The organism is Variovorax sp. BGA-UO-ETr-C22 (assembly GCF_059567965.1).
On the sequence record NZ_JCAQPA010000011.1, the window covers coordinates 1,093,419 to 1,112,480 of the forward strand.

Here is a 19,062-nt window from a genome sequence, read left to right on the forward strand (position 1 = left end):
GCAGGCTTACTCGACCTTGGCCTTCGCGCGCAGGTCTTCCTGGTACTTCTGCAGGCGCTGCTGCTGCAGCTGCTGCGTGATCTGCGGCTTCACTTCTTCCAGCTTCGGCAGTTGGGCCTGGCGGATGTCGTCGACGCGGATGATGTGGTAGCCGAACTGGGTCTTGACCGGGGCAGGGGTGGTCTCGCCCTTCTTGAGCTTGATCATCGCTTCCGAGAACTCGGGCACGAAGCTGGCGGGGTTGGCCCAGTCGAGGTCGCCGCCGTTGGCGCCCGAACCCGGGTCCTTGCTCTGCTTCTTGGCGATGTCTTCGAACTTGGCGCCCTTCTTCAGGTCGGCCATGATCTTCTTGGCCTGGTCTTCGGTCTCGACCAGGATGTGGCGGGCCTTGAATTCCTTGCCGCCGTTGGCTGCCACGAACTTGTCGTACTCGGCCTTCACGTCGGCGTCGGACACCGCGTTGGTCTTGCGGTAGTTCTCGAACAGCGCGCGGATCAGGATGGCCTGGCGGGCGAGTTCGAGCTGGTTCTTGTAGTCCTCGGTGGCGTCCAGGCCTTGCTTCTGCGCTTCCTGCATGAACACTTCGCGCGCCACGATTTCCTCGCGCAGCTGACTTTGCATCTCGGGCGTCACCGGGCGGCCGGCGGCAGCCAGCTGCTGGGCCAGGACGTCCATGCGGGCCTTGGGCACCGGCTTGCCGTTGACGATGGCTGCGTTCTGCGCCAGGGCCGACAGGGGGAGTGCACCGATCAGCGCTGCGGCCGCAACGGCCTGCAAGATGTGTTTTTTCATGAAATGAATATCAGGCTGGAGAGGAAATGCGCGTGTAGGAAAAGGCGCGGGAAAGAAAGCAGGAATCAGGAGAAAAGAAGGAGAGGGTGGGCGGCCGCGGCGAACGCGGCAAGCAACCGATTGGACGACTCAGAGCACCTCGATGGCGATGGCGTGCAGACCCTGTGCGATAAAAACTTGGAGGGCATCATACACAAGCCGATGCCGCGCCACGCGGGGCTTTCCGTCGAACAGCGGGGAGGCGATGCGCACCCGGAAATGCGTGCCGTAGCCCTCAGCGTTGGCGCCCGCATGGCCCGCGTGGGCGGCGCTTTCGTCGATCACTTCGAGCTGCGTGGGCGAAAGCGATGCGCGCAGCGCCGCCTCGAGCGCGGCCACGGTGGGCAGGGGAATGGTGGTGGTCGTCATGCGGTCGGCTTGTCTTCCTTGAGGTGCGGCGCGATGTACAGGCCCTGCGCCACCAGGAAGACGATCGGGAACACGTAGCCCCAGAGCTTGAAGTTGACCCAGGCCTCGGTCGTGAAGTACGCCGCCACGTAGCCGTTGATGAGCGCCATGAAGAGGCAATAACCGATCCACGCCACGTTGAGCCGGCCCCAGATGCGCTCGGGCAGTTCGAGCTGCGCGCCCAGCAGCATCTTCAGGAAGTTCTTCTTCAGCGCCCACAGCGCCACCGCCAGCGCGACGGCCATGGCGCCGTACAGCACCGTGGGCTTCCACTTGATGAAGCGGTCGTCGTGCAGCACCAGCGTGAGCGTGCCGAACAGCAGGATCAGCACCAGCGTGGCCTTCTGCATCGCCTGCAGCTTGCGCTCCATCGCGTAGATGACGGCCATCTGCACCACGGTGGCGGCCATCAGCACGCCGGTGGCGGTGTAGATGTCGGCGAACTTGTAGGCGCCGAAGAACAGCAGGATCGGGAAGAAGTCGAGGAGCAGTTTCATTTCTTTTGGAAGTCGAGCGACGCCGAGTTCATGCAGTAGCGCAGGCCGGTTTCGGTGGGGCCGTCGGGGAACACGTGGCCCAGGTGGGCGCCGCAATTGGCGCAGACGTTCTCGGTGCGCACCATGCCGTGCGAGCGGTCGACGATGTTGCGGATGGCGCCGGGCACCGCTTCTTCCGAGAAGCTGGGCCAGCCGCAGCCGGCGTCGAACTTGGTGGCCGCTTCGAACAGCTTGGCGCCGCAGCAGATGCAGTGGTAGGTGCCGTCGTCCCAGTGGGCTTCGTACTTGCCGGTGAAGGGGCGTTCGGTGGCGGCGTGGCGCGTCACCTCGAAGGCGGCGGGTTCGGCGCCCTTTTCAGCGAGCAGGGCTTTCCATTCGGCGTCGGTTTTCTGAACGGGCGTGGTCATGAGGAGCAGCTGATTTCGATCGTGGAGGCCCAGTCGGGCGGGAAGCCGGCGTAGTCGTCGGCACCGGGGTGTTCTTCACATGGGGTTTGGAGCAGCGTCAGCAAGGTTGCCACACCCGCGTGGTCCTTTTGCTGACTGGCTTCGATGGCCTGCTGGCCCAGGTGATTCCGCAGCACGAACTTGGGGTTCGACTGCAGCATCAATTTTGCCGCTTCGGCGCGCTGCGATTGTGCATGGCGCTCCGAAAAAGAGAGCATCCAGGCATCGAAGCCGGCCCGGTCGAGGAACAGGTCGCGCACGGGCTCCACGTTGCCGTCGGCCATGTGGTTCGACAGGCGGCGCCAGAAGATGGTGTGGTCGACCTTCTCGGCCGCCATCAGCTTGAGCACGCCCTCGATCAGCGCCCGGTCGCCCTCGGCGGGCGTCGTGAGGCCCAGCTTGGCGCGCATGCGGTCTTCGAAGGCGTTGGGGAACACGGTCTTGTACGACTCCAGCGCGGCCACGGCGATTTCCTGGTCGCCGATCAGCGGCAAGAGTGCCTGCGCCAGGCAGAACAGGTTCCAGTAGGCGACGTTGGGTTGCTGGTTGAAGGCGTAGCGGCCCTGGGTGTCGCTGTGGTTGCAGATGTGGCGCGGATCGAAGCCGTCGAGGAACTGGAACGGCCCGTAGTCGATGGTGAGCCCGAGGATGCTCATGTTGTCGGTGTTCATCACCCCGTGGCAAAAGCCCACGGCCTGCCACTGGGCGAGCAGGGCGGCGGTGCGCTCGCTCACGGCCTCGAGGAAGGCGGCGTAGGCGTTGCCGTTGAAGCGCGCGGTGGCGCGGCATTCGGGGTAGTAGCGGTCGATGACGTAGTCGGCCAGCGCGCGCAGCTCGTCTTCGCGCTGGTTGGCGGCGAAGTGCTCGAAGTGGCCGAAGCGGATGAAGCTGGGCGCCACGCGGGTGACCACGGCTGCGCTTTCCAGCTCTTCGCGGCGCACGCGGGCGTCCGAGCCGGTCACGCACAGCGCGCGCGTGGTCGGAATGCCCAGGCCGTGCATGGCCTCGCTGCACAGGAACTCGCGAATGCTCGAACGCAGCACGGCGCGGCCGTCGCCGCCGCGCGAATAGGGCGTGCGGCCCGCGCCCTTGAGTTGCACCTCGAGCCCGCCTTCGGTCTCGCCGAGCAGGATCGCGCGCCCGTCGCCCAGTTGCCCGGCCCAGACGCCGAACTGGTGGCCGCTGTAGACCGTGGCGAAAGGCCGCGTACCGGCGACCGGCAGGCTGCCGGTGAGGGCGGTGAGTGTGGTGTCCGACTCGCGCCAACCGGGCGGCAGGCCCAGCTCGCGCGCCACGGCGTCGCTGTGGCCGACCCAGTACGGGTCGGGCAGCGGCGTGGGGCGCAATTCGGTGAAAAAGGCGGGGCCCAGCGTCGAGAAGCCGGGCTTCCAGCGCAGGCCCAGGTCGGCGACCGGGGTGTCTTCGGCTAACAAGCTCATGCCCGGATTGTCCGGCAGCGCGCGAAACCCCTGGCCGCGGAGGCCATCGGGCGCGTGGGGCGGGTGCCGCCGCTCAGTTCAGCAGCGCGCCGCGCAGCGCCCCGGCGCCGTCGAGCGCGAGGCTGGCGCGGTACTGGGCCGGCGGCAGGCCGAACCAGCGCTTGCAGGCGCGAAAGAAGTTGCTGACGTCCACGAAGCCCAGCCGGTCGGCCACGTCCGCGAGCGTGTGGCGCTGTTCGGCCAGGTACTGCTTGGCGAGTTCGCGGCGGGTGCGGTCGAGCAGTGCCTGGAACGACACGGACTCCTCCTGCAGGCGGCGCTGCAGCGTGCGGTCGGCCAGCCCCAGGCCCGAGGCCACGTCCTGGCGGCGCGGCTCGCCGTGCTGCAGCCGGCGCGCGATCTCGGCGCACACCAGGCTGGCGGTGGTGGTCTGGCCCAGCAGGTTGAGCTGGTCGTCGAGCAGGTGCTCCTGCATCTCCCCCAGCGCCGGGTGGTGGGTGGGCAGCGGCATGGTCATGTCGGCCGACGACAGCAGCACGCGGTTGGCGGGCGCGTTGAAGCGGATCTCGCAGCCGAAGGCCTGGCGGTGCAGCCGGTCGTTGGCCGGCGGCGGGTAGACGAATTCCATGGCCAGCGGCTGCAGCTCGCGCCGCGTGAGCCACTGGCACTGCATGAGCACGGTCAGCAGGGCGTACTCGACGCGCTGGCGCGGAATCGGCAGGCTGCCACCGGTGTGTTCCATGACCATCCAGCAGCCGCGCGCGTCGGACTGCAGCGAGAACGCGGTGGCGTCGGAGATCACGGCCATGTAGCGCGTGAGCCGCGTCAGCGCCGCGCCCAGGGTGGGGCTGCAGGCCATGGCGTGGCCCACGGTGCCCAGCTTGCTGTGCGTGGCGGCCAGGTCGCGGTCCAGACCCAGCGTGGGCCGCCCGGCGTGCGCCACGGCCACCTGCCACAGCACGGAGATCTCGTCGACCGGGATGCGCGCGTTCTGGCGGTGCAGCGAGTCGGGGTCGAAGCCGGCATCGCGCAGCAGCGTGGGCACGTTCAGCCCCTCGGCCTCGAACATCGACAGCACCCCCTCCAGCCATGCGGCCGAGCTGGTGCGCAGCTCGGGCTGCGGACAGCCGGGGCGGCGCGACGGCCGGCGCGAATGGCGCGGCAGGGAGGCTTCTGAAGTCATTCGATTGGCTCGCTTGCGATAGCGGTGAAAACGGGGCCGGTTCCTAGAATTTTTCCAGTGCACGGCGGCCCGGAGTATGGGTGCCGCGCGCCAAGCCAGGAATTCCGATTAACCCGGTGTGGAGACAAAACATGAAGACAACGACAACAGCACAAAACCAGGGTGCGGCAGGACAGACGGCGATGGCGCGCGCCATCGCCACCGTGGCCACGCTGGCCGCCGCGGCGGCGCTTGCAGCCTGCGGTGGCGGTTCGTCCGGGGCGACCGCCTTTCCCGTGTTGCCGCCTGCACCGGCTCCGGCACCCGCGCCCGCTCCGGCACCCGCCGCCGACGGCCCCATGGTGCGCCAGACCACGGCCGGCAAGGTCGAGGGCACGGACGACAGCGCCAAGAATGGCACCTGGTCCTGGAAGGGTGTTCCGTTCGCCCAGCCGCCGGTCGGCGCACTGCGCTGGCGCGCACCGGTCGAGCCCGAAGCCTGGACCGGCATCCGCCCGGCCAAGGCCTTCGGCAACGCCTGCCTGCAGATCGGCCGGATCTTCAGTCCCGGCACCAGCAACACCTACGACGCCACCATCGGCACCAACCTGGGCAAGCCGGTCGGCAGCGAAGACTGCCTGTTCGTCAACATATGGCGCCCGGCCACCACCGAGAAGAACCTGCCGGTGCTGCTGTTCATCCATGGCGGCAGCAACATTTCGGGTTACACGGCCGATCCGCTGTACGACGGCGCGGCGCTGGCCAAGGCCACCAATGCGGTGGTCATCACCGCCAGCTACCGCCTGGGCATCCTGGGCTTTTTGAACATGCCGCAGCTGCGGCCGGGCGGCAGCGCGGGCGACGACTCGGGCAACTTCGCGCTGCTGGACAACATGGCGGCGCTGCGCTTCATCCAGGGCAACGTCGCCAACTTCGGCGGCGACCCGGGCAACGTCACGCTGTCGGGCGAGTCGGCCGGTGCGACCAACCTGCTGGCGGTGATGACCTCGCCGATGGCCAAGGGCCTGTTCCACAAGGCCTTCGAGATGAGTGGTGGCATTTCGCTCAAGACCAATCTGCCGCCCGGGACGCTGCCGACGCTGCAGCCGGCTTCGGCCTCGTTGACGCAGGGCCAGACGATCCTCGAAAAGCTGCTTGTCGCCGACGGCACCGTGGCCGATGAAGCGGCGGCCAAGGTGTATATCGGCACGCGCTCGCCGGCGCAGATCGCCGAGTACCTGCGTGCGCAGGAGGGTGGGGCGCTGCTGACCAAGGTCACGGCAGCCGGGCAGGGCAACGTGGCGCCGATTCCCGATGGCACGGTGTTGCCGGCGGACCCGATCGGCGCCATCGCGGCCGACAAGTACGTCAAGGTGCCCATGCTCGCGGGCAACACGCGCGACGAGGGCAAGCTCTTCGCGTCGCTGCTGGGCACCATCGGCTTCCCGACGTCGGGCTGGATCGTCACCGATGCCCCGCGCTTCTCGATGATGTTCAACTTCAACCCCGATGCTGCGCCCACGCTCACGGTGAACCACATCATCGACCCGTTCTACCTTCCGGTAGACAAGGCCGGCACCGGCTACAACGCGGCCACCGCGCTCATCACGAAGGGGCTGTTCGAGGCCAACCGCGACAACCTGCTCAACACCATGAAGACGCGCCAGTCGAACATCTGGCACTACCGCCTCGACTGGTCGCAGGAGGCCGCGCCGTGGAACGACGTGTACGGCGCATCGCACGCTTTCGACCTGCCGTTCGTGTTCGGCAACTTCGAGGGTTCGCTGCTCAGCAACGTGATGGGCGGCAAGGCCAACGAGAAGGGGCGCGTGGCGCTGTCGAAGGCCGTCATGGCCAGCGTCGGGGCCTTCATGCGCAACGGCGATCCGAACACGCCCGAACTCGGTGCAACCTGGGGAACGTGGCCTTCGCAGATGCTGCTGGATGCCACGCCAACGGCGGCAAAGATCACGCCGGCGAACGTCCCTTGAAGAGCCGCTTCGTTCAATCATGCAGTGCGGGTTTGTGTCATTGTGCAAGTGGCCGAAGCTTGCGTGAATCTCTCGTTCGCAACGCTTTTTGAAGTCATTTCACATAGGAGTCCGTAGATGCTGGGTTTGATGCAAGACCAACCGCTTTTGATCTCGTCGCTGATCGAGTTCGTCGAGCGCCACAACGGCGACGGCGAGATCGTCTCGCGCCGTGTCGAGGGCGATATCCACCGTTGCACCTGGAGCGACATCGCATCGCGCGCCAGGCAGGTGGCCAATGCGCTGGATGGCGAGCAACTGCTGTTCAGCGACCGCATCGCCACCCTGGCCTGGAACGGCTACCGCCACCTGGAGCTGTACTACGGCGTGAGCGGCAGCGGCCGCGTGCTGCACACCATCAACCCGCGCCTGCACCCCGACCAGATCGCGTGGATCGCCAACCATGCCGAAGACCAGATCCTGTGCTTCGACCTGAGCTTCCTGCCGCTGGTGCAAGCGGTGCATGCGCGTTGTCCCACGATCCGGAAATGGGTTGCACTGTGTGATGCCGACAAGCTGCCGGCCGACAGCGGCGTGCCCAACCTCGTGAGCTACGAGGCCTGGATCGGCACGCAGTCCACCACCTACGATTGGCCCACCTTCGACGAGAACTCGGCCTCGAGCATGTGCTACACGAGCGGCACCACGGGCAACCCGAAGGCCGCGCTGTACAGCCACCGCTCGACCATGCTGCATGCCTACGCTGCCGCGCTGCCCGATGTCATGCGCATCTCGGCGCAAGACTCGGTGCTGCCGGTGGTGCCGATGTTCCACGTCAATGCCTGGGGCATTCCGTACTCGGCCGCGCTGGTGGGCTGCAAGCTCGTGTTCCCGGGCCCGTCGCTGGACGGCAAGTCGGTGTACGAGCTGATCGAAGCCGAAGGCGTGACCTTCGCGGCCGGCGTGCCCACCGTGTGGCAGATGATGCTGGGCCACATGCAGACCAACGGCCTGAAGTTCAGCAAGCTGAACCGCACGGTCATCGGCGGCTCGGCCTGCCCGCCGGCCATGATCACGGCGTTCCAGGAGAACTACAACGTCGAGGTGCTGCATGCCTGGGGCATGACCGAGATGAGCCCGCTGGGCACGTTGTGCACGCTGAAGAACAAGCACCTGTCGCTGCCCGCCGACGCGCAGCTGCAGATCCGCATGAAGCAGGGCCGCGCCATCTTCGGCGTCGACATGAAGATCGTCGACGGCAACGGCGACGAGTTGCCCTGGGACGGCAAGGCCTACGGCGACCTGTTGGTCAAGGGCCCCTGGGTCGTCAAGGAGTACTACAAGGGCGAGGGCGGCAACCCGCTGGTCGCCGACGCCGCAGGCCGGGGCTGGTTCCCCACCGGCGACGTGGCCACCATCGACGCCGAGGGCTACCTGCAGATCACCGACCGCAGCAAGGACGTGATCAAGTCCGGCGGCGAGTGGATCAGCTCCATCGACATCGAGAACATCGCCGTCGCGCACCCGGCCATCGCCATGGCGGCCTGCATCGGCGTGTTCCACCCCAAGTGGGACGAGCGCCCGATCATCGCCGTCGTGAAGAAGCCCGGCGCCGAAGTCACCCGCGAGGAGTTGCTGAAGTTCTACGAGGGCAAGACCGCCAAGTGGCAGATCCCGGACGACGTGGTGTTCGTGGAGGCCATTCCGATCGGCGCCACCGGCAAGATCCTCAAGACCAAGCTTCGCGAACTGCTCAAGGACTACAAGCTGCCGGGCCTCTGAAGCACGGTCAAAGCCCACCCGCACTGTCGCGCACGCGATAGGAAGGCCGCCCCGGCGGCTTTCCTTCCGGGCATTCCCTGTGCGGCGAAGAAAAGGGCGCTTGTACGCTGGCGTCCCGCCTTTCAACCAGGAGACTCTTCATGCACTTCGGTATCAAGTCAGTGGCCGCCTGCGCCATGTTGGTGAGTGTTTCAGCGTCGTTCGCCCAGAAGGGCGAAACCGTCAAGATCGCCTGGCTGGACCCGCTGTCGGGTCTCATGGCGGCCGTGGGCACCAACCAGCTCAAGACGACCCAGTACCTGGCTGACGAGTTCAACAAGAAGAATGCGTCGGGCGTGAAGTTCGAGATCATCGCGATCGACAACAAGCTGAGCCCGCAGGAGACCACCGCGGCGCTGCGCTCGGCGCAGGACCAGGGCGCGCGCTACATCACCCAGGGCAACGGCTCGGGCCCGGCGCTCGCGATCATCGACGCCGTCGAGAAGAACAACGCGCGCAATCCCGGCAAGGAGCTGCTCTACCTGAACTATGCGGCGGTCGATCCCGACCTCACCAACAGCAAGTGCAGCTACTGGCACTTCCGCCTCGATGCCGACACCTCCATGAAGATGGAAGCGCTGACCACCTGGATGAAGGATCAGGCCGACATCAAGAAGGTCTACATCCTGGGCCAGAACTACTCCCACGGCCAGCAGGTGTCCAAGTTCGCCAAGGACAACCTCAAGACCAAGCGCCCCGACATCCAGATCGTGGGCGACGACCTGCACCCGCTCGCGCAGGTGCGCGATTTCTCGCCGTACATCGCCAAGATCAAGGCCTCGGGCGCCGACACGGTCATCACCGGCAACTGGGGCTCCGACCTCTCGTTGCTCATCAAGGCGGCGAACGACTCGGGGCTGGACGTCAAGTTCCTCACGTACTACGCACCGGGCGCCGGCACGCCCACGGCCATGGGCGCCACCTCGGCAGGCAAGGTCTACACCGTGGCCTATGCCCACTACAACATGGGCGGCGAAATCCAGCGGCTGCTGACCGGCTACAAGAAGAAGATGAACGACGACCTGACGCAGTCCTCGATCTATCACACCTTCGCATTGCTCGATGCCGCTTTCGTGCAGACCAAGTCGACCGACCCCGTCAAGGTGGCCGCGGCGCTCGAGGGCATGAAGATCAAGAGCTTCAACGGCGAGGTCGAGATGCGCAAGGCCGACCACCAGCTGCAGCAGGGCCTGTACATCTCGCGCTGGGAGAAGGCCAGCGCCAAGTACCCCTACGACGCCGAGAACACCGGCTACACCAACGTCCCCGTGAAGTATTACGAGTCGTATGTGGCGAGCACGCCCACGACCTGCCAGATGAAGCGCCCCTAGGCGTCTTTGTGAACGCATTTCCTACCTATCGGTAGAAGATACCTACCGCCGGGTAGCAAAAGAAGGAAATGCACTGTCGCCTGCGCGATAGATACGTGCCTTTGCAGCCCCTTCCTTACGGGCATTCCCTGAGGGGTGGGGGGGCAAAGACTTGTACGCTTGTGCAGCGTTTTTGATATCGGTTTGACCAGGAGATATAGATTGAAGTTCGCTCTGAAGATCGCTACCGCCGCCGTGCTCGCGGCAAGTGCCACCGGTGCCCTTGCCCAGAAGGGTGAGACCGTCAAGATCGCGTGGCTGGACCCGCTGTCGGGCCTGATGGCGGCCGTCGGTACCAACCAGCTCAAGACCTTCCAGTTCCTGGCCGAAGAATTCAACAAGAAGAACGTGGCCGGCGTGAAGTTCGAGGTCATCGGCATCGACAACAAGCTCAGCCCCCAGGAAACCACCGCCGCGCTGCGCTCGGCCATGGACCAGGGCGCGCGCTACGTGGTGCAGGGCAACGGCTCCGGCCCGGCGTTGGCCATCATGGACGCGCTCGAGAAGCACAACGCCCGCAACCCGGGCAAGGAAGTCGTGTACTTCAACTACGCGGCCGTCGATCCCGACCTGACCAACAGCAAGTGCAGCTACTGGCACTTCCGCCTCGACGCCGACACCTCCATGAAGATGGAAGCCCTGACCACCTTCATGAAGGACCAGGCCGACATCAAGAAGGTCTACCTGATCAACCAGAACTACTCGCACGGCCAGCAGGTCGCGAAGTACGCCAAGGACAACCTCAAGACCAAGCGCCCCGACGTGCAGATCGTCGGCGACGACCTGCACCCGCTGGCCCAGGTGCGCGACTTCGCGCCCTACATCGCCAAGATCAAGGCCTCGGGCGCCGACACCGTCATCACCGGCAACTGGGGTTCCGACCTCGCGCTGCTCATCAAGTCGGCCAACGACGCAGGCCTGAACGTCAAGTTCTACACCTACTACGCCGTGACCAACGGCACGCCGACCGCCATGGGCGCGGCCTCGGACGGCAAGGTCTACATGGTGGGCTACAGCCACTACAACGCGCCGGGCCCGATCGCGCCGATGATGAACGAGTTCAAGAAGCGCTTCAACGAAGACCTGTACACGACCTCGCCGTACACCGTGTACGCGATGCTCGCCGAAGCCTTCGTGCGCACGAAGTCGACCGACCCCGTCAAGGTGGCCGCCGCCATGGAAGGCATGAAGTTCAAGAGCTTCAACGGCGACGTCGAGATGCGCAAGTCCGACCACCAGCTGCAGCAGGGCCTGTGGATCACGCGCTGGCAGAAGGCCGACGCGAAGAGCCCGTACAGCCCGGAGAACACCGGCTACACGCTGGCACCGGTCAAGTACTACGAGCCCTACGTCTCGAGCACGCCCACCTCGTGCCAGATGAAGCGACCCGGCGGCGCCTCCTGATCGCCTGCTGATCGCCCCCTGACCGGTCGAGGCCCGACTTCAACACTCGGGCCTCTTTCTTTTTCAACCGACACGGAAGACCGATGAACGTCGAATTCTTCGTCATCTCACTGCTCAACGGCGTCAGCTACGGCCTGCTGTTGTTCATGCTGAGCTCTGGCCTTACGCTGATCTTCAGCATGATGGGTGTGCTCAACTTTGCACACGCCAGCTTCTACATGCTGGGCGCCTATTTCGCCTACACCCTGTCAGGCATCGTCGGCTTCTGGCCCGCGCTCTTTCTCTCGCCGCTGCTGGTGGGTGCATTGGGCGCGGCCTTCGAACGCTACAGCCTGCGCCGGGTCCACAAGTTCGGCCACGTGCCCGAGCTGCTGGTGACCTTCGGTCTTTCGTACCTCATCCTCGAGCTGGTCCAACTGGTCTGGGGCCGCTCCACGGTGCCCTACGGCCTGCCCGAGGCGCTGCAGGGGCCGCTGTTCTCGCTGTACGGCACGCAGTTCCCCAAGTCGCGCTCGTTCATCATGCTGGTGGCGATGCTGATGCTGGTGTCCGTGTGGCTGCTGCTCACGCGCACCCGCATCGGCCTCGTGATCCAGGCGGCGCTGAAGCACCCCGACATGGTCGAGGCGCTGGGCCACAACGTGCCGCGCGTGTTCATGCTGGTGTTCGGTGGCGGCGCCGCGCTGGCCGGCCTGGCGGGCGTGATCGGCGGCAACACCTATGTCACCGAACCGGCCATGGCCGGCTCGGTCGGCACCATCATCTTCGTGGTGGTGGTGGTCGGCGGCATGGGCTCGCTGGCCGGCGCCTTCCTGGCGTCGCTGCTGATCGGCATCATCCAGACCTTCGCCGTGGCGCTGGACCACTCGCTGGCCACCGCGCTGCAGGCCCTGGGCGTGGCCGTGACCGACCAGACCTTCGGCTACGAGCTGCTCAAGCTCACCATCTCGCAGGTCGCACCGATCCTGCCGTACCTGTTCCTCGTGCTGATCCTCATCTTCCGCCCGAAGGGTCTTCTGGGCACCCGGGAGGACTGACACCATGACCACCGCAACCACCACTTCACCGACGACCCCGACGCGGTACTACCGCTTCAAGCCCTGGAACATCGGGCGCTACCTGGTCTGGGCGCTGTTCGCCCTGGTGCTGATCATCTCGCCGATGCTGTTCAAGAGCAGCCTGGCGCTGACGATGCTCTCGCAGATGGGCTACCTGATCATCATCTGCCTGAGCTACAACATCCTGCTGGGGCAGGGCGGCATGCTGAGCTTCGGCCATGCCGTGTACACCGGCCTGGGTTCGTTCATTGCGATCCACGCGATGAACATGGCGACCAAGGGCGGCCCGACGATTCCGCTGGTGCTCATTCCGCTTGTCGGCGGGCTGGCGGGGATGTTCTTCGCCATCCTGCTGGGCTTCGTGACCACCAAGAAGTCGGGCACCACCTTCGCCATGATCACCATGGGCATCGGCGAGCTCGTGGCCTCGATGGCGCTGATGTTCCCCAGCTTCTTCGGCGGCGAGGGCGGCATCACCACCGACCGCGTGTACGGCCCGAGCTTCTTCGGCTTCACCTTCGGCCCGCAAATCCAGGTGTACTACCTGATCGCCGCGTACTGCTTCGTGTGCACCGCCCTGATGTATGCCTTCACCGGCACGCCGCTGGGCCGCATGTTGAACGCGGTGCGCGACAACCCGGAGCGCGTGGAGTTCATCGGCTACAACACGCAGCGCGTGCGCTACTTCGCGTTCATCATCGCGGGCTTCTTCGCCGGCATCGGCGGCGGCCTGGCCTCGATCAACTTCGAGATCGTGAACGCGGCCGACAGCCTGAACGCCATCCGCTCGGGCGGCTACCTGCTGTTCACCTTCCTGGGCGGCGCGGTGTTCTTCTTCGGCCCGATCATCGGCGCGGTGCTGCTGGTGTTCGCCTCGATCCTGCTGTCCGAACTGTCGAAGGCCTGGCAGCTGTACTTCGGCCTGGTGTTCGTGTTCATGGTGATGTTTGCCCCCGGTGGCATCGCCAGCCTGGTCATGATGAACCTGCGCGTGGCCAAGTTCGGCAAGTTCAACCGCTTCTGGGGCCTGTACGCCGCGCTCGCCGTGGCCCTGGTGCCGGTGGTGGTCGGCGCTGCCGCGCTGATCGAGATGATCTATCACATCCAGCTCAACGCGGCGATGGGCCCCGAGCTGAAGTTCTTCGGCACCCTGCTGAACACGGCGGGCGTGACCAGCTGGCTGGGCGCCATCGCGATCCTGGCCGTGGGCCTGGGCCTGCTCGAGGTGGCACGGCGCCGCTTCGTGCGGGTCTGGGGCCAGGCGCAGGAAGAGATCGAAGCAGAAATCAAACGTCGGGAGGCGGCGTAAATGAGCGCGCAATACGCATTGGAACTGAAGGCGCTGCGCAAGAATTTCGGCAAGACCGAAATCATCCGCGGCGTGGACCTGGCGGTGAAGGCCGGCGAACGCATCGCCGTGATCGGGCCGAACGGCGCGGGCAAGTCGACGCTGTTCAACCTGATCAGCGGGCGGCTCACGCCCACCAGCGGCGAGGTGCTGCTCAACGGGCAGCGCATCGACGGCAAGAAGCCCTATGAAATCAACCGCCTGGGGCTGTCGCGCAGCTTCCAGATCACCAACATCTTCCCGAAGCTCAGCGTCTTCGAGAACCTGCGCTGCGGCGTGCTGTGGAGCCTGGGCTACAAGTACACCTTTCTGCGCTTTCTCTCGAACCTGGACGACGCCAACGCGCGCACCGAAGAGCTCATCAAGCAGATCGGCCTGGAGCGCAAGCGCGACGTGCATGCGGTGAACCTCACCTATGCCGAGCAGCGCGCGCTCGAGATCGGCGTGACCATCGCCGGCGGCGCCGGCGTGATCCTGCTGGACGAGCCCACGGCCGGCATGAGCAAGACCGAGACCTCGCACTTCATCTCGCTCATCAAGCACGTCACCGTCGGCAAGACGCTGTTGACGGTGGAGCACGACATGGGCGTGGTCTTCGGGCTGGCCGACAAGATCGCCGTGGTGGTCTACGGCGAAGTCATCGCCTTCGACACGCCGGCTGCCGTGCGCGCCAATGCACGCGTGCAGGAGGCGTATCTGGGTTCGTCGGTTGCCGACGCGCAAGGGGCGGGACACTGACATGCTGAAGCTTCACGACATCCACGCCTACTACGGCAAGAGCCATGTGCTGCATGGCGTTTCCTTCGACGTTCGCCCGGGCGAGATCGTGGCCCTGCTGGGTCGCAACGGCTCGGGCCGCTCGACCACCGCCAAGGCCATCATGGGCCTGGTGCATGCCGAGGGCACGCTGCAGTGGAAGGGCGGCGACATCCTGCGCCGCAAGGCCTACGAGATCGCGCACATGGGCATCGGCTACGTGCCCGAGAACCGCGACATCTTCCCCAAGCTCACGGTGCACCAGAACCTGCTGCTGGGGCAGAAGGGCTCGGGCAAGGGCAGCCGCTGGTCGTTCGACGACATGTACGGCATGTTCCCGCGCCTGAAGGAGCGCCAGCACACCGAGGCCGGCGTGCTCTCGGGCGGCGAGCAGCAGATGCTCACGCTGTGCCGCACGCTCATGGGCGACCCCGACCTGATCATCATCGACGAGCCCACCGAAGGCCTCGCGCCCAAGATCGTCGAGCTGGTGGGGCAGTACCTGCGCACGCTGAAGGACAAGGGCATCTCGGTGCTCCTCATCGAGCAGAAGCTCACCATCGCGATGCAGATTTCGGACCGCGCGCTCGTCATGGGCCACGGCAGCATCGTGTTCGACGGGACGCCCGACAGCCTGCGCGCCGACGGCACCACCCGCAGGGAGTGGCTGGAGGTTTAAGCAAACCCCCAGGCTTCGCGCACTTCGTGTCGCGCGCGCCAACCCCCTTGCAGGGGGCAACACCTGCGGCCCGGCAAAGCCGGTTCCGCGGTGTTCCTGGAAAGTCCGGCTCTCTCTTGAGGCCCTTGTCCCGACAGCGACTGCGTGCCATTGTTCGGCCACGCAAAACGCCTAGAATCTTCGAAAAAGAACACTCGTGCTTTTTCTTCTTTTTCTTCACACACCAAGGAACGCAGCATGACGGCTGAATACAAAGTGCTCGGCGATGTCGCCGTGATCACCCTGACCAACCCGCCGGTCAACGGTCTCGGCTTCTCGACACGCATCGGCATCACCGACGGCCTGTCCAAGGCCAATGCCGACAGCGCCGTCAAGGCCATCGTCATCACCGGCGCCGGCAAGGCGTTCTCGGGCGGTGCGGACATCAAGGAATTCGGCACGCCCAAGGCGCTGCAAGAGCCCAACCTGCTGAGCGTGATCCTCTCGCTCGAAGCCTCGCCCAAGCCTGTCGTCGCAGCCATCCACTCCGTGTGCATGGGCGGCGGCCTGGAGCTGGCCCTGGGCTGCCACTACCGCGTGGCCGCTCCCGGCACCAGCGTGGCACTGCCCGAAGTCAAGCTCGGCCTGCTGCCGGGCGCCGGTGGCACGCAGCGCCTGCCGCGCGTGCTCGGCGTGGAAACCGCCCTCAACATGATCGTCAGCGGCGAGCCGGTGAAGAGCGAACTGCTCGCCAGCCTGCCGGGCCAGAAGCTGTTCGACAAGCTGGCCGCCTCGGCCGAATCGGTGTTCGACGAAGCCGTCGAGTTCGCCAAATCGGTCGCAGCCAAGGGCGGCGAGCTGCCGCTGGTGCGCAACCTGCCGTGCAAGCACCCGCAAGGCGATGCCTACTTCCAGTTCGCCAAGAACATGGTCGGCGGCATGTCGAAGAACTACCCCGCGCCGCTGAAGTGCGTCGACGCCGTGCAGGCCGCGACCAAGATGAAGTTCGACGACGGCATGGCCGAAGAGCGGCGCCTCTTCACCGCGCTGATGTTCACGCCCGAATCGCTGGCCCTGCGCCACCTGTTCATGGCCGAGCGCGCCGCGAGCAAGATTCCCGACGTGCCCGAAGACACGCCCAAGCGCGAGATCAAGGCCGTGGGCGTGATCGGCGCCGGCACCATGGGCGGCGGCATCTCGATGAACTTCCTGAACGCGGGCATCCCCGTCAAGATCCTCGAGATGAAGCAAGAGGCGCTCGACCGCGGCATTGCCACCATCAAGAAGAACTACGAAGCCCAGGTCAAGAAGGGCAAGCTCAAGCAGGACAAGTACGAGCAGCGCATGGCGCTTCTGAGCACCACGCTGAGCTACGACGATCTGAAGGACGCCGACCTCATCATCGAAGCCGTGTTCGAAGAAATCGGCGTCAAGGAAAAGGTCTTCAAGGAACTCGACCGCGTCGCCAAGAAGGGCGCCATCCTGGCCTCGAACACCTCGACGCTCGACGTCGACAAGATCGCCTCGTTCACCGACCGTCCGCAGGACGTGGTCGGCATGCACTTCTTCAGCCCGGCCAACGTGATGAAGCTGCTCGAAGTGGTGCGCGGCAAGGCCACGTCCAAGGACGTGCTGGCCACCGTGATGGCCATCGGCAAGAAGATCAAGAAGACCTCCGTCGTGTCGGGCGTGTGCGACGGCTTCATCGGCAACCGCATGATCGAGCAGTACAGCCGCCAGGCCGGTTTCCTGCTGGACGAAGGCGCCACGCCGCAGCAGGTCGACAAGGCCATCGAGAAGTTCGGCTTCGCCATGGGCCCGTTCCGCATGGGCGACCTGGCCGGCAACGACATCGGCTGGGCGATCCGCAAGCGCCGCGCCGTCGAGCGTGCCGACATGAAGTACAGCCGCACGGCCGACAAGCTGTGCGAGCTGGGCCGCTTCGGCCAGAAGACCGGGGCAGGGTGGTACGACTACCAGGCCGGCAAGCGCGACGCGATTCCGTCGGAGCTCGTCAACAAGATGATCGAGGACCACCGCAAGGAACTGGGCATCACGCCGCGCAAGATCTCCGACACGGAAATCGTGCAGCGCCTGGTGTTCGCCCTCGTCAACGAAGGCGCGCACATCCTGGAAGACGGCATTGCCTCCAAGTCGGGCGACATCGACATGGTGTACCTGACCGGCTACGGCTTCCCGATCTACCGCGGTGGCCCGATGCACTACGCCTCGCAGGTCGGCCTGTACAACGTGGCCGAGACGATGAAGCGCTTTGCGCAGAACCCGCGCGACGACGCCGAGTTCTGGCAGCCCGCACCGCTGATCCAGAAGCTGGTGGCCGAAGGCAAGTCCTTCAGCTGAGACGACTGAACCCAGGATCAAGACCGCCCATGTTGAAACGCATCTTCCTCGGGCTGCTGCTGGTGCTCCTGGCACTGGTGGCGGCCGTGGCGGTCAAGACCTGGACCACGCCATCGCAGCAACTCGCGGTGGCCCCCGCACCGAAGCTCGAGATCGACCTGCAGGCCGCTGCGAAGCGGCTGGCCGGCGCGATTCCGATCCGCACGGTGTCGAGCCTGGACGACCCGGCCGCCAACCTGGCCGAGTTCGACAAGCTGCACGCCTACCTGGCGCAGCAGTACCCGAAGGTCCACGCCACCCTCAAGAAGGAAGTGGTGGGCCAGAAGGCCCTGCTCTACACCTGGACCGGCACCGACGCGCAGGCCAAGCCGATCGCGCTCATGGCGCACCAGGACATGGTGCCCATCGCGCCCGGCACCGAAAAGGCCTGGTCGGTCGATCCCTTCGCGGGCGAGATCAAGGACGGCTTCGTCTGGGGCCGCGGCACGCTCGACAACAAGGGCAACCTGTTTGCGCAGATGGAAGCCATCGAGCTGCTCATCGGCAGCGGCTTCCAGCCGAAGCAGACGGTCTACCTCGTGATGGGCGACGACGAAGAGGTGAGCGGCCTGCGCGGCGCGCAGCCCATCGCTGAACTGCTCAAGTCGCGCGGCGTGAAGCTCGACTGGGTGCTCGACGAAGGCCTGCTCGTGCTCGACGGCGTGCTGCCCGGCCTGAGCAAACCTGCGGCGCTCATTGGCCTGGCGGAGAAGGGCTACGGCACCTTCTTCCTCTCGCTCGATACCGCGCCCGGCCACTCGTCGATGCCGCCGCAAAAGAGCGCCATCGGCCGCATGAGTGCCGCGCTCGCGCGGCTCGAAGGAACGTCGATGCCCGGTGGCATCCAGGGTGTGGCAGGCCAGATGTTCGGCGCGCTCGCCCCTGAGATGGGCGGCGTCAACCGCGTCATGCTGTCGAACCTGTGGCTCACCGAGCCGCTGGTGCGCGGCCAGCTCGAGAAGAGCCCGAGCAGCAACGCCATGCTGCGCACGACCACCGCGCTGACCATCGTGCGCGCCGGCAACAAGGACAACGTGTTGCCCGGCCGCGCCGAGGCCGCCGTCAACTTCCGCGTGCTGCCCGGCGACACGCTGGCCAGCGTCGAGGCGCACCTGCGCAAGGCACTGGGCGACGACGACATCAAGATCAAGCCGTACCCCGGCAACTCGGAGCCCTCGCCGGTGTCGCCCACCGACAGCACCGGCTACCGCGCGATCCAGCAGGCCGTGCGCCAGAGCTTCCCCGATGCCGTGGTGGCACCCGGCCTCATGACCGCCGCCACCGATTCGCGCCACTTCAGCCTCGTGAGCGATGCCGTCTTCCGCTTCTCGCCGTTCCGGGTGAAGAGCGAGGACCTGGCGCGCTTCCATGGCAACAACGAACGCCTGGCCATCTCGAACTACGGCGAGATGATCGGCTTCTATCACCAGCTCCTGCGCAACACCCACGCGGCCGCGCCGGCGCAATGACGACCTCGTCTTTTCCCTCTTTTCC

Annotated in this window: 16 protein-coding genes; 10 read left to right on the forward strand and 6 right to left on the reverse strand. The window is 65.7% G+C overall.

Translation table 11 applies throughout. From position 1 onward, the window contains the following. Window positions 1-6: 6 nt before the first annotated feature. From AC57B8_RS25190 to AC57B8_RS25215, 6 genes are all read right to left on the reverse strand, one after another. Window positions 7-792 carry a peptidylprolyl isomerase gene (locus AC57B8_RS25190; RefSeq protein ID WP_062471282.1) on the reverse strand — a complete coding sequence of 262 codons (786 nt, stop codon included), beginning with the start codon at window positions 790-792 and terminating at the stop codon, window positions 7-9. Window positions 793-921: 129 nt separating this feature from the next. Next, a complete protein-coding gene (locus AC57B8_RS25195) occupies window positions 922-1,200 on the reverse strand; it encodes a BolA family protein (RefSeq protein ID WP_056580792.1) in 279 nt (92 codons plus the stop codon). Further along, window positions 1,197-1,736, reverse strand: a complete 540-nt coding sequence (locus AC57B8_RS25200) for a septation protein A (protein ID WP_062471286.1) — start codon at window positions 1,734-1,736, stop codon at window positions 1,197-1,199. Before AC57B8_RS25200 ends, AC57B8_RS25195 begins: the two co-directional genes overlap by 4 nt. After that, complete coding sequence (msrB, locus tag AC57B8_RS25205) at window positions 1,733-2,143, reverse strand: peptide-methionine (R)-S-oxide reductase MsrB (protein ID WP_062471289.1); 411 nt, start codon at window positions 2,141-2,143, stop codon at window positions 1,733-1,735. The genes AC57B8_RS25200 and msrB overlap by 4 nt, the downstream gene beginning before the upstream one ends. Continuing rightward, the gene (locus AC57B8_RS25210; protein ID WP_496481086.1) at window positions 2,140-3,621 is read right to left on the reverse strand and encodes a protein adenylyltransferase SelO; all 1,482 of its coding nucleotides are present in this window, start codon (window positions 3,619-3,621) and stop codon (window positions 2,140-2,142) included. The genes msrB and AC57B8_RS25210 overlap by 4 nt, the downstream gene beginning before the upstream one ends. Window positions 3,622-3,694: 73 nt before the next feature. After that, on the reverse strand, window positions 3,695-4,786 hold the full coding sequence (locus AC57B8_RS25215; protein ID WP_496482243.1) for an AraC family transcriptional regulator: 1,092 nt from the start codon (window positions 4,784-4,786) through the stop codon (window positions 3,695-3,697). 149 nt (window positions 4,787-4,935) lie between these two features. On the opposite strand from AC57B8_RS25215, the gene AC57B8_RS25220 reads away from it, so the two are divergent. The 10 genes from AC57B8_RS25220 to AC57B8_RS25265 all read left to right on the forward strand — a co-directional run bounded on the left by AC57B8_RS25220 (window position 4,936) and on the right by AC57B8_RS25265 (window position 19,037). Further along, a complete protein-coding gene (locus AC57B8_RS25220; protein ID WP_496481087.1) occupies window positions 4,936-6,774 on the forward strand; it encodes a carboxylesterase/lipase family protein in 1,839 nt (612 codons plus the stop codon). 117 nt (window positions 6,775-6,891) lie between these two features. Then, window positions 6,892-8,535: a 3-(methylthio)propionyl-CoA ligase gene (locus AC57B8_RS25225; RefSeq protein ID WP_354346835.1), complete on the forward strand. Its 1,644-nt coding sequence runs from the start codon at window positions 6,892-6,894 to the stop codon at window positions 8,533-8,535. A 140-nt stretch (window positions 8,536-8,675) separates the two neighbouring features. Beyond that, the gene (locus AC57B8_RS25230) at window positions 8,676-9,905 is read left to right on the forward strand and encodes a branched-chain amino acid ABC transporter substrate-binding protein (RefSeq protein WP_062471303.1); all 1,230 of its coding nucleotides are present in this window, start codon (window positions 8,676-8,678) and stop codon (window positions 9,903-9,905) included. Between the two features lie 201 nt (window positions 9,906-10,106). Continuing rightward, on the forward strand, window positions 10,107-11,348 hold the full coding sequence (locus tag AC57B8_RS25235; protein ID WP_062471306.1) for a branched-chain amino acid ABC transporter substrate-binding protein: 1,242 nt from the start codon (window positions 10,107-10,109) through the stop codon (window positions 11,346-11,348). Window positions 11,349-11,431: 83 nt separating this feature from the next. After that, complete coding sequence (locus AC57B8_RS25240; protein ID WP_062471309.1) at window positions 11,432-12,385, forward strand: branched-chain amino acid ABC transporter permease; 954 nt, start codon at window positions 11,432-11,434, stop codon at window positions 12,383-12,385. A 4-nt stretch (window positions 12,386-12,389) separates the two neighbouring features. Next, complete coding sequence (locus AC57B8_RS25245; protein ID WP_496481088.1) at window positions 12,390-13,715, forward strand: branched-chain amino acid ABC transporter permease; 1,326 nt, start codon at window positions 12,390-12,392, stop codon at window positions 13,713-13,715. Further along, complete coding sequence (locus AC57B8_RS25250; RefSeq protein WP_062471315.1) at window positions 13,716-14,492, forward strand: ABC transporter ATP-binding protein; 777 nt, start codon at window positions 13,716-13,718, stop codon at window positions 14,490-14,492. 1 nt (window position 14,493) lies between these two features. After that, entirely contained in the window at window positions 14,494-15,189 is a 696-nt protein-coding gene (locus AC57B8_RS25255) for an ABC transporter ATP-binding protein (protein WP_062471318.1), read from the forward strand. 237 nt (window positions 15,190-15,426) lie between these two features. Beyond that, window positions 15,427-17,529 (forward strand): 3-hydroxyacyl-CoA dehydrogenase NAD-binding domain-containing protein, encoded by a 2,103-nt coding sequence (locus AC57B8_RS25260; protein ID WP_496481089.1) that lies wholly within the window; start codon window positions 15,427-15,429, stop codon window positions 17,527-17,529. Window positions 17,530-17,558: 29 nt separating this feature from the next. Further along, window positions 17,559-19,037 (forward strand): M20 family peptidase, encoded by a 1,479-nt coding sequence (locus AC57B8_RS25265; RefSeq protein ID WP_496481090.1) that lies wholly within the window; start codon window positions 17,559-17,561, stop codon window positions 19,035-19,037. Window positions 19,038-19,062 lie beyond the last annotated feature (25 nt).

Coding starts and splice junctions, on each gene's coding strand:
- AC57B8_RS25190 (WP_062471282.1), bottom strand. CDS start 792: ATGAAAAAACACATCTTGCAGGCCGTTGCGGCCGCAGCGCTGATCGGT.
- AC57B8_RS25195 (WP_056580792.1), bottom strand. CDS start 1,200: ATGACGACCACCACCATTCCCCTGCCCACCGTGGCCGCGCTCGAGGCG.
- AC57B8_RS25200 (WP_062471286.1), bottom strand. CDS start 1,736: ATGAAACTGCTCCTCGACTTCTTCCCGATCCTGCTGTTCTTCGGCGCC.
- msrB (WP_062471289.1), bottom strand. CDS start 2,143: ATGACCACGCCCGTTCAGAAAACCGACGCCGAATGGAAAGCCCTGCTC.
- AC57B8_RS25210 (WP_496481086.1), bottom strand. CDS start 3,621: ATGAGCTTGTTAGCCGAAGACACCCCGGTCGCCGACCTGGGCCTGCGC.
- AC57B8_RS25220 (WP_496481087.1), top strand. CDS start 4,936: ATGAAGACAACGACAACAGCACAAAACCAGGGTGCGGCAGGACAGACG.
- AC57B8_RS25225 (WP_354346835.1), top strand. CDS start 6,892: ATGCTGGGTTTGATGCAAGACCAACCGCTTTTGATCTCGTCGCTGATC.
- AC57B8_RS25230 (WP_062471303.1), top strand. CDS start 8,676: ATGCACTTCGGTATCAAGTCAGTGGCCGCCTGCGCCATGTTGGTGAGT.
- AC57B8_RS25240 (WP_062471309.1), top strand. CDS start 11,432: ATGAACGTCGAATTCTTCGTCATCTCACTGCTCAACGGCGTCAGCTAC.
- AC57B8_RS25245 (WP_496481088.1), top strand. CDS start 12,390: ATGACCACCGCAACCACCACTTCACCGACGACCCCGACGCGGTACTAC.
- AC57B8_RS25250 (WP_062471315.1), top strand. CDS start 13,716: ATGAGCGCGCAATACGCATTGGAACTGAAGGCGCTGCGCAAGAATTTC.
- AC57B8_RS25255 (WP_062471318.1), top strand. CDS start 14,494: ATGCTGAAGCTTCACGACATCCACGCCTACTACGGCAAGAGCCATGTG.
- AC57B8_RS25260 (WP_496481089.1), top strand. CDS start 15,427: ATGACGGCTGAATACAAAGTGCTCGGCGATGTCGCCGTGATCACCCTG.
- AC57B8_RS25265 (WP_496481090.1), top strand. CDS start 17,559: ATGTTGAAACGCATCTTCCTCGGGCTGCTGCTGGTGCTCCTGGCACTG.